The organism is Paenibacillus agricola (assembly GCF_011440305.1).
GTDB lineage: Bacteria > Bacillota > Bacilli > Paenibacillales > NBRC-103111 > Paenibacillus_S > Paenibacillus_S agricola.
The window spans coordinates 138,012-150,836 of record NZ_JAAOIW010000004.1 but is presented as its reverse complement, the minus strand read 5'-3'; the positions used below and the strand labels follow the sequence as shown (position 1 = coordinate 150,836).

The following is a 12,825-nucleotide window of genomic DNA, read 5'->3' as shown; positions in this document are numbered from 1 at the left end:
AAATGCTTAACCACTTTAGCTTAATCCTAACACGCTTCTACATATTAATGAAGCAACGCTGTCAATTATCTTATTAGAAAGCATGGGAGTCTAGAGGACCTTGGAGGGTGTACTGCTAACCTCCGTTTATGGTACAGTTAACTTGCAAACGATTACAGCATTGAATCATAGACTAGTTCGTATTAAAGCCCAGCAGTCCGCTTGCTCCTTTTCTTTCCAGCGGCTTGGCTTTCAATGTCCAATGTCCATTTACCATGGGCTCATTTCTTTGTCATCTTTTGTTCATCTTATCTATCACGCTAAATCATTAATTTCATATTACTTTGTTGCATCATTGATTTCATAGTAACTACTTATTATAGATGGAGGCAATGTCATGGAGCTCGCACAGATTCGAACCTTAGCGATGAAGATTAGAGACAATATTAACAAGGTTGTTGTTGGGAAAGAGGACGTGATCGATAAATTATTGATCGCGGTGATCGCTTCGGGCCATGTGCTGCTGGAGGATGTGCCGGGTACAGGGAAAACCTTGCTGGGCAAAGCGATGGCCAAGTCGGTGCATTCCAGCTTTAAACGGATTCAATTTACACCGGATTTATTGCCTTCGGATTTAAGCGGTATCCATTTTTTTAATCAAAAGCTATCTGAATTCGAATTCCGTCCTGGGCCGCTGTTTACCAATGTTTTATTGGCTGATGAAATTAATCGTGCTACGCCTCGTACCCAATCAAGCCTGCTGGAATGTATGGAGGAAAGGCAGGTTAGTATCGATGGAGATACGAGGGAGCTGCAGCGGCCTTTTTTTGTTATCGCGACTCAAAACCCAGTAGAAAATCAAGGCACCTTCCCGCTTCCTGAAGCCCAGCTCGACCGCTTTCTTTTCAAAATTAAAATGGGCTATCCTACTACAGCAGAAGGTGTAGATATACTCAAACGTTTCAAGGAAGCCAATCCGCTTGATTCGATCGCTGGAGTGGCTGAGGCAGAGGAGATCGTGGCCGCACAAGACAGCTATTCGAAGGTCCAGGTAAGCGATGATATACTGGGCTACTTAATCGCGATTGTTGAGAAAACTCGGACACATAGCGACATAGCAACGGGTGTGAGCCCCCGCGGCAGCCAGTCTTTACTGAAAGCAGCGCAAGTGCAGGCGATATTAAAAGGGCGAGATTTTGTAACGCCTGACGATATTAAAGCGATGGCGCAGCCCGTGCTGGCGCACCGTTTGATTGTCAAAGGCTCGATGCGTTCACGTGCAGAGGCCAGTGAGGCTGTGCTCGCCAGTATATTGCGGGATGTGGCTGTGCCAACCGAAGATAACCTGGTTTCCAGATAGGATGTGACATATGGGAATCCATTGGTTTTTATTGGCGGCCTTACTTATTGTTGTTGCGCAAGGAATGATATTTCGTTACTGGGGGCAACGAGGGTTAAAGTATGAGCGGTTTTTCAGCACAAAAGCTTGCTTCGAGGGTGACGAGGTTGAGCTTGTGGAGCGGATCTCCAACCGCAATATCATTCCAGTACCTTGGCTCAGGCTGGAATCGCTAATTCATGCAGGCCTGAAATTCCAGAGCCAAACCAATCTGGATATCAGTGATGGCTCGTTGTTCCAGAATCATAAAAGCTTATTCAGCCTGATGCCCTTTACCCAAATTACTAGGCGGCATCGGATTCTTTGCTCCAAGCGTGGCTGCTACCGGCTAAATACAGCTTCATTGACATGTGGCGATATTTTAGGTGTTTATAAAAATACGATTAAGATAGCACTGAATGTAGAGCTGCTGGTGTATCCAAGGCCTGCTGACTTGGAGGATTTCACAATGCCTTCCCATAGCTGGCAAGGGGATATTAGTGTGCGCCGCTGGATTGTAGAGGATCCATTCATGATTTCCGGTGCCAGGGAATACCGCTATGGCGACCCTTTAAAAGGGGTCAACTGGAAAGCGACAGCCCGCAGCGGAAAGCTGCAGGTGCACCAGCTTGACTATACGGCTGACCACAGGCTTATGATTTTGCTTAATGTCGAGGATCATGAGAAGATGTGGAGCCAGGTTAACGATGAAGCCTTGTTCGAGCAGGGAATCTCCTACGCCGCTGCGATTGCAGCCAAGGCGATTGAGCAAGGCATGGAAACAGGCTTCGCAACGAATGCTTATTTAATCGATGCACCTAGAGAAGCTGTCCTGATTGATCCCCGAAATGGACCGGCGCATATGGGCTTTTTACTGGAAACGATGGCTAAGCTGGTGGCCGGCCGGCGAATTCCTTTTGACGATTTGCTTGGGGAAATAGCTGCGCTAGGTACATCCAATCTGGATATTGTTGTCATTTCAGCCTATATGGGCGAAAAAATGATCCAGCCGATTGAACAGCTGCGTCGTAATGGAAATGCCGTAGAGATGTTTTTACTTGAGCAGGCGCATCAGTCTTCCGCCGTACCGCCTTCCAGCGAACAGGCAGGTGCTGTCTCATGAAGCCTCAATCAATAAATCCAAAGCTAGCCAGTATCGGGCTGGCAGCCCTTAAAGGCAGCGTGGAAGCCCTTATGATTTTCCCACTGCTGTTGATTATCGGTGTCTATCTGCTGCTTCCGCTTGGAATGGGCATGTGGCTGTGGCTTGCTATTATCCCTCTGCTGTATGCAGTAGGGTTTACGGTTAACACGCTGCTGCCATTAAGCAGATGGTATCAATTACAGGCTGTTGTTATCCTGTTGGGTGCAATAAGTGCTTACCTTCTATGCGGCCAAAGCTATACTTTTTTCATTATATTCCCATTTGCCTGCTTGTTCATTTATCGCGGCGCGCGTATGGTAACGATGGCTTGGAGCCTGATGTTTCCGGTTTCTTATTATTTGGTAGGGCTACTGATTTATTTTATTGCATCCGTATTTTTGCAATTTGTTGGCTCCTTTGAGCCTTATGTGCCGCTGTTGACATGGCTAGGCTTGCTGGCATTGTCCGTAGCTTTGCTGATGTCCAACCAGACGACCATGAAGCAGGAGACGCTATCGGGCGACAAGGAGGCCGTCGTAGCTACTGTAGTGGTGCGGCAAAACCGCTTCCTCGTAGCCATGGTGCTTGTTTTTATTGTCCTTGTAGTTTTCTTCCGCAAGCTGCAAGCAGCGCTGAACTGGCTCAAGGAGCAGCTTATTGCTTGGCTGCGCGAATTATTGAATCGCCCCACTGAGGCACCGCCAGTAGATCCAGCGAAGCCCGCACCTCAGCCGCCGATGGATCTAGGTCCAGTGGAGCCACCCGCACTTTGGCTGCAATGGCTGGAAAAAGCATTAATGGTGATCATAGTCATTGCTCTAGTGTTGGGATTGCTTTATCTTCTATATATAGCAGCCCAAAAGCTTCCACCATTAGTGAAACGATTGTTCGCTTGGCTTAATCAAATATTTAATCGCACAAGCCAGCGGCAGAAAGCCGTGGGCTATGAGGATGATGTGGAAAGCTTGATGGATTGGAAAGGGATCAATAATAAGCTTACAAGTAAAGTCAAGAAGTGGATCTCTGGGCAATTCGAGCAAAAGCCGCAATGGCAAGCGATGGATCGCCGCGAACGGGTTCGATATTTATACCGGCAATGGCTGCGTAAGCATACGAAAGAGGGCTACCCGCTTCAAAAGCATATGACGCCTGCTGAAGTTAACATGGATATCGCCAAAAGGTCGACAGAGCGCCAAGCCGCATCCACCAGCTCGCTTATTGAGCTTTATGAGCAGGCACGCTACAGCGATTCGGCTCCTTCGGAAGATAAGATTGAGACATTAAAAAAAACCATTGAAACCAAAACGGGTAATAAGCAATAGGCTACCAGTTATAAGGCAGATGCTTAAGAAGTTAGCACTCTGCGAAAACGATCTAGGAGGAACCGAGCTATGTTGAAGTCTGTCACCGTGCAAAATTTGTTAGACCGTTTTTCAATGGAAGTGCTTGCTGGACATGATCATCTAGAAAGAGTAATAGCCAAGTCCAAAACGCATCGCCCGGGCCTGGAGTTTGTTGGCTATTTTGACTTCTTTTCCCACGCTCATGTCCAAGTGCTGGGTAGTAAAGAAATTAACTATTTGCATACACTTAGTGAGGAAGAACGAAACCTTAGAATCGGCAATGTCGTAAAGTACCATCCGCCTTGCTTTGTTGTAACGCGAAACCAGGAGGGACTCAAATATTTAAAAAAATATTGCGAGGAGGAAGGTATACCTTTGCTTCGTACCCCGGAGCGGACATCTAAATTCGTCGATTTGATGGATACCTATTTGGCCAAAGCATTAGCCTCTGAAATCGCGATCCATGGAGTTTGTGTGAATGTATCAGGGATTGGCATCCTGCTACGTGGTAAATCGGGTGTTGGCAAAAGCGAAACGGCCCATACCTTAATCCATCGTGGGCATCGGCTGGTAGCAGATGATGTGGTCGTGTTGAAAAAAATCAGCCCAGAGACGATTATTGGTACCCATAATGGTACTAGCAAGGAATTTTTGGCTTTGCGCAGCATAGGTCTTATCAATGTATCCAGGCTTTATGGGCGTCGAGCTTTTCAAGATGAAACCCGCATCGTGCTGGATATTGAGCTGACCAAATGGCAGGACAATACGCTCAATAATGACCTGGAACTGGAACCGAAATTCACTGAATATATGGATGTTCGTATTCCTTCCATTGAAATCCAGCTTCAGCCTGGCCGAGATGTAGCCGGACTGGTCGAAGCCGCTGCGAACAACTGGTATTTACGCCAACAGGGCTACAGCGCCATGGAAGACTTTATGAAGCGGTTGCAAAATGATTAGGTAAAATAGTAGTAACTTTCTCTAATTTGATTAAAGGGATTAATTGAATATCCATAGAATAAGTAAGAAGGAGTGGTACATACAAAGACAAACCTTCGAGGTAGGAAACTATGGATATGAATGAGCAGCTGTTAAAGGATGCAGGTCAGGTGTTGACGAAAGAAGTAGGTGAAGTCATCTTCCGTTCAGGTGATCCTGGCGAGGATATGTATGTCGTTCTTAGTGGGACTGTAGACATTTTTCTGGAGCAAAATGGCAGCAGCATCCCGGTGGCCAAGCTTAAAAACGGGGACTTTTTCGGCGAAATGTCCTTGCTGGAAGGGATGCCCCGCAGCGGTACTGCTAAAGTTTCGCAAAAGAGTGAGCTGGTCTTGCTCAGTGAGCCAGCGTTCCATAAATTAATGTCTGAAGACAGTGCATTGGCTTGGCGGGTCATGAAGGGCTTATCGACTCGAATTCGCAGTATAAATAACGAGCTGGTGCAAAGAATAGGTAATGATTTGCAAGAGGTTTCCAAGCTACTGCATGATAATGCCGAGGTCTTATCTATCAGTGTTACGCAGATTGACGCCTCTGCACAGGAGATCGATACGAACGAAAGGCAGCTTGCGCAACAAATTAAGGAAGTTCAGGTCATTTCCAAGGATATCGGAGTTATGCTTGCTTTTATCCGTAATGTGGCGACACAAACGCATATATTGGGCTTGAATGCAGCGATTGAAGCAGCAAGAAGTGGCGAGCATGGGCGAGGCTTTGGAGTTATAGCTGAAGAAATACGCAAGCTATCCTCCCAATCCAAAGATAACGCAGAGAAAATTGCGGACCTCACCGAGCAGATCGTCATCAATATGGATAAAATTACAGCTTCATCGGAGAACAGCGCCCATCGGATCAATGAACAATCTGTTGAAACCAACCAAATGGTAGCGTCTGTGGATACGATGGCAGGTCTTGCCAAACGGCTGTCAGCGATAGCCAGCACCTTAACCTAAAGGTCTGGATCTAGAACCTACACAAGAATTCAAGATTATCGATAAAAAAGGATGAGATGAATGATTCATATATTAGAAGCAAGCATGACGCATAGCAAAGAGGATGGCTATGTGGGCAAGGTTTCCTTTGAGGTAGCTAATCACAAACAGCCTTATGAGATCATGCTATACCGTAAAAGAGGGAAGGAGTGGGGCTACAGCTTGAATTTCCTTAAAGAACCCGGCGGGGAAGAGGAAATCGAGGCTTTGGAGGAGTTGCTCGAAGAAAACGATGAGCTGTACAATCAATTGATTGAAGCCGCGCAAAGTAAGCTGCCTATTATTGACAAACCACTTACATAATCATAATTTAGCAACTATTAACAGTTGAACATACTGAAGTCCGCAAAATGCTGCGGTCTTTTTTTATGTGCGGAAAGATATAGCTTCATATGTCATCTTATATTGACTTTAATCCATCATGTGCGATATTATGAACTAACGAACGTTAGGTAGTTTGTAAAATGCATTTGGCTGTGGATGGGTCAGGTGAGGATGGAGATGATAAAATTGAATCGTTATTGGATGTGCGTATTATTTTCAGGCTTTCTCGAAATTTTATGGGTAACCGGACTTAAATATTCGGAAACTACCTTGCAGTGGGCAGGTACCTTTGTAGCGATTATGATTAGCTTTGTGATGATTATTATCGCAACTAAATTTTTACCAGTTGGCACTGTATATGCAATATTTGCTGGTATAGGGACAGGTGGGACCGTCATCGTCGAGATGCTGTTTTTTGGAGAGCCGTTTAGCCTATTAAAAATTGGACTTATTGTTTTATTGTTGGCTGGCGTAATGGGCTTGAAGGTTATTACGAGTGCAGGGACAGAGCCTATAGGAGAGGAGGGCAAAGGATAATGGCGTGGATAGCTTTAGTTGTAGCGGGTGGTTTAGAGGTGTTTGGAGTCATTAACATCAAGCGATTAGCGATGAAGAAGTGGGATGCGCTTATTTATTTATTGCTCTCCTTTGGTGTGGGATTTCTACTCTTATCGTATGCGATGATAACCATTCCAATGGGCACTGCTTATGGAGTATGGACAGGAATTGGCACCATTGGCGCGGCTTTAGTCGGCATGTTTATGTATGGAGAGCCTAAAGAATGGAAAAGGTTACTATGTATCGCCATGATTCTTAGCTCGGCAATAGGGTTAAAAATCATTTCATAACATAACATTTGACATGAAACCATTTGGTGCCATATAATAAATGCGAAACCAAATAGTTTCGTATTCCCCAAAAAACTGCTGGAGGTTATTCAAATGGAAGACAAGCTTCAATCCGCATTACCTGATATCGTTCAAACGTTAGTTATGAAGGCGCCTATTCAGAAAGTATGGAATGCCGTAGCTACGTCTGAAGGTATTGCAGCCTGGTTTATGCCTAATGATTTTCAGCCTGTTGCTGGACATGAATTCGAAATTGACGCGGGTCCTTTTGGGATGTCGCCCTGCCAAGTGATCGCGATTGACCCACCCCATAGCCTTTCTTTCAAATGGGCCAAGGATTGGACGATTTCCTTTACGTTGGTCGAGCTTGGAGAGCAGACAGAGCTAACCCTGGTGCATGCTGGCTGGGATGCTAATACGGTCAATGAATTTGGACTCTCGCATACAATGATTCGCGATAATATGGCTCAGGGCTGGGTTGGGCTGGGCAAAACGCTGGTCGCGTATGTCGAAGCCTGATTTACCCGCAACCTCGGGGAAATATGATGTCTTTCAAGCGATCGCTGATCCAACAAGGCGAAGCCTGCTTCAACTACTTATCGACCAAGAGCTGCCCGTCACTGTCATCAGCGGCCATTTTCCTATGAGCCGGACAGCGGTATCGAAGCATTTGCGTATTTTGGCAGAAGCCGGACTTGTTAAGGAGAGGAAGGTTGGGCGTGAGACCCGTTACCATCTTGCATCCGATCCGCTTCTTGAATTGAAGCAATGGCTTGCTTATTACGAGCGGCATTGGGAAAATAAATTGAATTTGCTCAAGCGGTATGTAGAATCTGAATCCGAATCTGAAAATAATTCAGAATCGGATGAGTAAAAGGAAAGTTTATAATCGTATAAAAGCCTGGAAGCCACATGATAAATGGCTTTCAGGCTTGTTTTGTTGTTTTTATAACAAAAGATCAGTGATTTCAATGGTCTACAAAATGAAAATGAATGAAAACGATTGCATGTACTTCTCAGAAGCCAGAATGTGTTGTAACATGTAGTTATAATGGAGCAACAGCCATATTAACATCAAGTATATTCGAACGGAGGCGTTCTAATGAGAGTGCACAAAATCGAAATCTCGCATGACTTACAGCCGCAATATTTGCAAATGGTCGCCCAGAAAGCCAGTACTTACCGTTCCGATATTACCATTAAGTTTGAACGGGAAAACATAAATTTGGACGCCAAAAGCATTCTGGGGATGCTACTGATACCCATGCGGACGGGCACCCGAATTACGATTCAAGCTAAAGGCCGTGATGAGGAAGAAGCGATTAATGAGATGAGCCATTTATTGGAGGATTAACCTTAGTAAGCTTGAGCAATCAAGCTTTTTTTGTTGGGGGCAATACAAAAAGCGGGCTTTCGCCCGCTTGCTTGTCATTTATAAGCAGCTTATTGGAAATCATCGAACATGCCACTGGAAATGCCTGCCATTCCAAAAATTAATAAGAACGCGATAATGGCCAAGATATAAAGAACAATTACAACGGCAGCAATAATTAAGGTTGCCTTGGCATAATTGCTTTTGTTGGGATTTGCATTCCCACCAAATGCCCAAACGAATAACATAACGATATTAACGATAGGGATAATGCCAACTATTAAAGTAAGAAGCCAATCTTTTACGGTTAATACCGGAGCTTGTGGTGCATAGGAATCTTGATAATTGTTTGCACTTGAAGGCTTGTTAAGCATTTCGGGGTTCATTGACACGTTGGGAACACCTCCTCATTTGAATTACTGGGCAAAACATATGTATAGGATGTAACCCTAGTAGAAATATGAGCAGGGTTACATCGTGATCATCAAATTTAACGATATAAAGAAGGAAGAGCTCCCAATCGTACTAGCAAATACAATAGAAAATAGGTTGAGCTCTTCATGGATGTATCAATAGGTAATGCAACCTACAGCCATACATAAAAATAATGTGTTCTAAAACAATGAAAGCCCTACCTCTCTTTCATCCTTACGGCTCCTAGACCGTGCCAGTGTGAATCAGTTACCACGAATACAAATTCTTTAGGGTTATGGGAATTTGGATGATTTTTATGAGTAGTGGAACAAAAAAATGAACCGAGGAAAATCAAGTGGGGGTGCATTAATTGATACAACTATAAATAATACCACTTATCGGTTCAAAATGCAAGCCATATTTATTTTTTTTACTATTTTTACAAACAAGCCAGCAATAATGGTGAGATTGGAGGTTCAGTTACTTCTTCCGCAGAATCGGCTCTGCATAAAATAAAAGCAATTTTGATAACTTCGTTGTTTCCATTAAATAAAGGTTTGAACACAGCACGGAGCTTAATATCTCCGGTATCATAAGGATTAATGGACATAAAGGTTACTTGCTTTTCCTGGTGGTATTCCAATGCTTTGGAAATACTGCGTCTGACCTTTAAGGATTCAGCCGAATTAATAAAGGAAAGCAAAGAGGAACCAATAAAACCTTCTTTTGGCTCTTCAAAGGGCAAAGGCTCATAATGATTATGGATCTCGGAAATAACCAGCTCTTCATTCAGCAATCCTGAGGCCATTAGAGGTTTATTACGGATTTGGCTAGAAAGCCATTTTTTCTCGGATACTTCTTTTACAACATGGAAATATAAATCTTTTTGCTCCCAACGAATTTTGCTGCTATGGATTTCGACACTTAATTTATCACCATTGTTAACGTTTAGTGTTTCTTCGGCGTATAAGTAGCCTTTTTGGTTCAAGCGTTGCTTTTTTTGCTCCATCTTTTTTAACGATTCTGGTGCAAAAATTTCATTCGGGTCCATACTGAGTAGCTTGGATTTAGAAATGCCAACTAATGTAGAAAAAGCGTCGTTAACCTCGATAAATCTGGATTTCCCTTTTTCTTCATAAGTATAGTACATGCCTTCTGCTGCCTTCGCAAATTGGTTGTTTAGTGAATTCATTCTTAGTTAGCCTCCCAATTGTAACGAAGCGGTACCGTGGTTCGCGACGTTATCGATATATTATAGTATATATAACCTATTATTTCGTAATTGAATCAGTTTTTATAAAAAATAAACTTTAAGGGCTAAAAGTTAAGGAGAAGTGAAAATTATGGAAGAAAAAAAGGAATATTTTGATATTTATGATGAGCAATTGAATCTACTTGGACAGGCTAGCCGCCAAAAGGTGCATGCCGAAGGGCTCTGGCACCAAACCTTTCATTGTTGGATTGTATCAGAGGTTGATGGCAAACCTCATTTATTATTTCAACTTCGGCATGCAAATAAAGATACCTACCCAAGCCTGCTTGATATTTCTTGTGCAGGGCATCTGCAAGCCGGGGAAAGTGTTAAACAAGGTAGCCGCGAGCTGGAGGAGGAGTTGGGTCTGTCTGTGCCGTTTGAGCAATTGATTCCCTGCGGTATTTATCGTGTGCAAAACCACATAAAACCCGGTCTGATAGACCGGGAAATTTGCCATGTGTTTGGCATGGTATCAAATCAGGCTTTGGCCGCTTACCAGATGCAGGAGGATGAGGTAACAGGACTGTATTGGATTAGTGTCCAAGATATTGTGCGGCTTTTTTGCGAATTGGACACCAAGCAGCCTGTGTGGGCAGCTGGAGTTTCGCTTGCACCTGATGGATCGCTGAAGGAGGCTCAGCATTGCTTTAGCTCGCAGGACTTCGTGCCTCATGCACCGGAATATTATAAGCTGGTGCTTGCAGGCTTAGGGCTGCCTATTTAGCAGCCTTGCGCTGTACATACTCCGTTACCATCTCCTTAGTAACATGAGGGCGTGTCGGTGATATGCCTTGCTTGGCATGCTCGTTGATTCTTGCTGTAATGACATTCACTCCTTCTAATGAGAAGGGCTCACCTGCTGCGCAAAGAGCAATCGCCTGGTCAATGGCGAGCTCACGCTGTTGGTCGAGCAGCAAGAAGGCATCCAAATGAGCATGCATTTTTAAGGTATGGGACGTAATGGCTTGATGAACACTCATGGCTGCTGCTCCTTTGTCTTAAAAGACGGTTTGATTTTGGTAAATATCATACCACTTTTTTGAGCTTTGGAACACCCACTTTTCTAAGACTTAATAAGTCTTTGGGTGATTTCGCTAATTTGCTTTAAATCGGGAATCCAGTACCAGAGCATTTTACCAACTAAAGGATCCTGACCCATAGCTGAATGCCCTGGAAGCTGGATATGGCTAACCAATTTGGGGTCAAACCCCTTAAATAGCCAAGCTAGGCTTAGGAGGTCACTTTCGGTGAAATTGGTTTCAACCCAGTCATTTTTTGCGCGTGCCAGAAGGCTGGGAAGGGACGGCAATTGCTCGGGCTCCAGCAGCTTCTGGACAACTGCCTTAAGCAACAACGATTGGTCGGTTTGGCGCCCCCAATCGCCATTCTCCAAAGAATAACGCTCCCTCACAAAATCAAGGGATCGGGCGCCATCTAAGTGGTGAGGACCTGCTGCCAGCAAGGTTCGGTTATCCGATATGAGCATATCATGTGGCACGTCCAAGCTGACTCCGCCAATTTCATCGATAAACTGCTCGAATCCTGAAAAATTAGTTTTGGCATAATAATGGATGGGAAGCTGGAACAAATCGCTAACGGCTTGGATGACCGCTTCCACACCGCCTTGGCTGCCACCCCGGGCTTGGCCAAGAATATGGGCGTGGTTAATTTTCGTAGCACCTACACCAGCAATATGCACCTGTGTATCACGCGGCACGGATATGAGTATGGCTTTTTTGGTAGCAGGCACGACTCGAACAAGCAGGATCACATCGCTTCGTGCCTGTTCGGCGCCTTTGCTGTCTACGCCGATCAAGAGGATATTGAAGGCTTGTTGTTTGGAATCAGCCTTCTCGGTTTCGGAAGGAGGAGCTTTAGCTTCTATAGCTGTAGCAAAAGATTTAACGGAAGACGTAACGGATAACGTAACCGAGTCTGCTGTAGTACCTGAGCCTATGTCTGTGTCTGTACCTGTACCTGTACCTGGAGCAATTATAGCTGCTGGCAGCATGCTGGATGCTACTAGCTGCTGTACATATTGCTGGTGCTTAAGCCGAAAGCTGAAGCTGGATCCGTCGTTAGGGAGATTCTTGATAGGCTGGGCAGGTGTGGCCAGCACAGGCAGAGCATGAGCTTCGAAATGTTGGCTGGGATTAAGCTCGAAAACCATCCAGGCGCACAGCGCAAGCCCAAGCGAGGTACAAGCAAGCAAACACTTAACGAATGTATTCATCGATCATCATTACCTCCGTATAATCTATGATACATAATGTATCATAGATTCAATATTTTGACTAGTATCATCATGAATATTGGGAAATATTCAAAGATACGTCGATTCATGCTCCATAATGGATCGTAAAGGTGTAACCAATGAAATAACTTTGACCGTATGGAAAAATATGCATGAAATTGGTATGATAGTTGGAGGTTTGGATTATAATCATAAGAATGGAGGTTTGACATTGGCAGAACTACGAATTAAGCATATGGTAATTTTTAATTTGCAGGTTGAGGCGGGCTCAGAGCAAGCCGAGCAATTTTTGCAGAAAAGTGAAGCGGTTTTATCAGTGATTCCATTAGTGGAGAATTTCGCAGTGTTTCGTCAGATAAGCGGCAAAAACGATTATGATTATGGATTCTCGATGGAGTTTGTCGACCAAGCAGCCTATACAGCTTACAATGAGCATCCTGTACATGTGGATTATGTAGAGCATATTTGGAAAAAAGAAGTTGCACGTTTTTTGGAAATCGATTTTCAAGCAAGATAAACTTAC

17 protein-coding genes are annotated in these 12,825 nt (G+C 44.3%); 13 read left to right on the top strand and 4 right to left on the bottom strand.

What is annotated here, in order from left to right; all coding sequences use genetic code 11:
* Nucleotides 1-376 precede the first annotated feature (376 nt).
* From G9U52_RS12105 to G9U52_RS12055, 11 genes are all read left to right on the top strand, one after another.
* Nucleotides 377-1,339 (top strand): AAA family ATPase, encoded by a 963-nt coding sequence (locus tag G9U52_RS12105; RefSeq protein ID WP_166149799.1) that lies wholly within the window; start codon nt 377-379, stop codon nt 1,337-1,339.
* Nucleotides 1,340-1,349: 10 nt separating this feature from the next.
* Nucleotides 1,350-2,480, top strand: a complete 1,131-nt coding sequence (locus G9U52_RS12100; RefSeq protein ID WP_166149797.1) for a DUF58 domain-containing protein — start codon at nt 1,350-1,352, stop codon at nt 2,478-2,480.
* The gene (locus tag G9U52_RS12095) at nt 2,477-3,823 is read left to right on the top strand and encodes a DUF4129 domain-containing protein (RefSeq protein WP_166149795.1); all 1,347 of its coding nucleotides are present in this window, start codon (nt 2,477-2,479) and stop codon (nt 3,821-3,823) included. The genes G9U52_RS12100 and G9U52_RS12095 overlap by 4 nt, the downstream gene beginning before the upstream one ends.
* Nucleotides 3,824-3,895: 72 nt before the next feature.
* On the top strand, nt 3,896-4,804 hold the full coding sequence (gene hprK, locus G9U52_RS12090) for an HPr(Ser) kinase/phosphatase (RefSeq protein ID WP_166150701.1): 909 nt from the start codon (nt 3,896-3,898) through the stop codon (nt 4,802-4,804).
* Nucleotides 4,805-4,920: 116 nt separating this feature from the next.
* Nucleotides 4,921-5,796 carry a methyl-accepting chemotaxis protein gene (locus G9U52_RS12085; RefSeq protein WP_166149793.1) on the top strand — a complete coding sequence of 292 codons (876 nt, stop codon included), beginning with the start codon at nt 4,921-4,923 and terminating at the stop codon, nt 5,794-5,796.
* Nucleotides 5,797-5,856: 60 nt separating this feature from the next.
* Nucleotides 5,857-6,138 carry a hypothetical protein gene (locus G9U52_RS12080; RefSeq protein ID WP_166149791.1) on the top strand — a complete coding sequence of 94 codons (282 nt, stop codon included), beginning with the start codon at nt 5,857-5,859 and terminating at the stop codon, nt 6,136-6,138.
* A 207-nt stretch (nt 6,139-6,345) separates the two neighbouring features.
* Nucleotides 6,346-6,696, top strand: a complete 351-nt coding sequence (locus G9U52_RS12075) for a DMT family transporter (RefSeq protein ID WP_279538627.1) — start codon at nt 6,346-6,348, stop codon at nt 6,694-6,696.
* Nucleotides 6,696-7,007, top strand: a complete 312-nt coding sequence (locus tag G9U52_RS12070) for a DMT family transporter (protein ID WP_166149787.1) — start codon at nt 6,696-6,698, stop codon at nt 7,005-7,007. The genes G9U52_RS12075 and G9U52_RS12070 overlap by 1 nt, the downstream gene beginning before the upstream one ends.
* 93 nt (nt 7,008-7,100) lie before the next feature.
* Nucleotides 7,101-7,526, top strand: a complete 426-nt coding sequence (locus tag G9U52_RS12065; RefSeq protein WP_166149785.1) for an SRPBCC family protein — start codon at nt 7,101-7,103, stop codon at nt 7,524-7,526.
* Nucleotides 7,513-7,881, top strand: a complete 369-nt coding sequence (locus G9U52_RS12060; protein ID WP_166149782.1) for an ArsR/SmtB family transcription factor — start codon at nt 7,513-7,515, stop codon at nt 7,879-7,881. The genes G9U52_RS12065 and G9U52_RS12060 overlap by 14 nt, the downstream gene beginning before the upstream one ends.
* A 228-nt stretch (nt 7,882-8,109) precedes the next feature.
* Nucleotides 8,110-8,361: an HPr family phosphocarrier protein gene (locus G9U52_RS12055; RefSeq protein ID WP_166149780.1), complete on the top strand. Its 252-nt coding sequence runs from the start codon at nt 8,110-8,112 to the stop codon at nt 8,359-8,361.
* An 89-nt stretch (nt 8,362-8,450) separates the two neighbouring features.
* Here G9U52_RS12055 and G9U52_RS12050 read toward each other — a convergent pair whose 3' ends face one another.
* Nucleotides 8,451-8,765 (bottom strand): hypothetical protein, encoded by a 315-nt coding sequence (locus G9U52_RS12050; protein ID WP_243767332.1) that lies wholly within the window; start codon nt 8,763-8,765, stop codon nt 8,451-8,453.
* A gap of 467 nt (nt 8,766-9,232) precedes the next feature.
* The gene (locus G9U52_RS12045) at nt 9,233-9,985 is read right to left on the bottom strand and encodes a PAS domain S-box protein (protein ID WP_166149778.1); all 753 of its coding nucleotides are present in this window, start codon (nt 9,983-9,985) and stop codon (nt 9,233-9,235) included.
* 151 nt (nt 9,986-10,136) lie between these two features.
* On the opposite strand from G9U52_RS12045, the gene G9U52_RS12040 reads away from it, so the two are divergent.
* Entirely contained in the window at nt 10,137-10,772 is a 636-nt protein-coding gene (locus tag G9U52_RS12040) for an NUDIX hydrolase (protein ID WP_166149776.1), read from the top strand.
* Here the strand turns inward: G9U52_RS12040 and G9U52_RS12035 are convergent.
* Both G9U52_RS12035 and G9U52_RS12030 read right to left on the bottom strand, forming a co-directional pair.
* A complete protein-coding gene (locus tag G9U52_RS12035; protein ID WP_166149774.1) occupies nt 10,765-11,028 on the bottom strand; it encodes a YpbS family protein in 264 nt (87 codons plus the stop codon). The two genes, G9U52_RS12040 and G9U52_RS12035, sit on opposite strands and share 8 nt — an antisense overlap.
* Nucleotides 11,029-11,111: 83 nt before the next feature.
* Nucleotides 11,112-12,281, bottom strand: coding sequence for an LCP family protein (locus G9U52_RS12030; RefSeq protein ID WP_243767297.1), 1,170 nt, complete (start codon nt 12,279-12,281; stop codon nt 11,112-11,114).
* Nucleotides 12,282-12,513: 232 nt separating this feature from the next.
* Here G9U52_RS12030 and G9U52_RS12025 point away from each other — a divergent pair, with 232 nt between their 5' ends.
* Nucleotides 12,514-12,819, top strand: coding sequence for a Dabb family protein (locus tag G9U52_RS12025; protein WP_375790247.1), 306 nt, complete (start codon nt 12,514-12,516; stop codon nt 12,817-12,819).
* Nucleotides 12,820-12,825 lie beyond the last annotated feature (6 nt).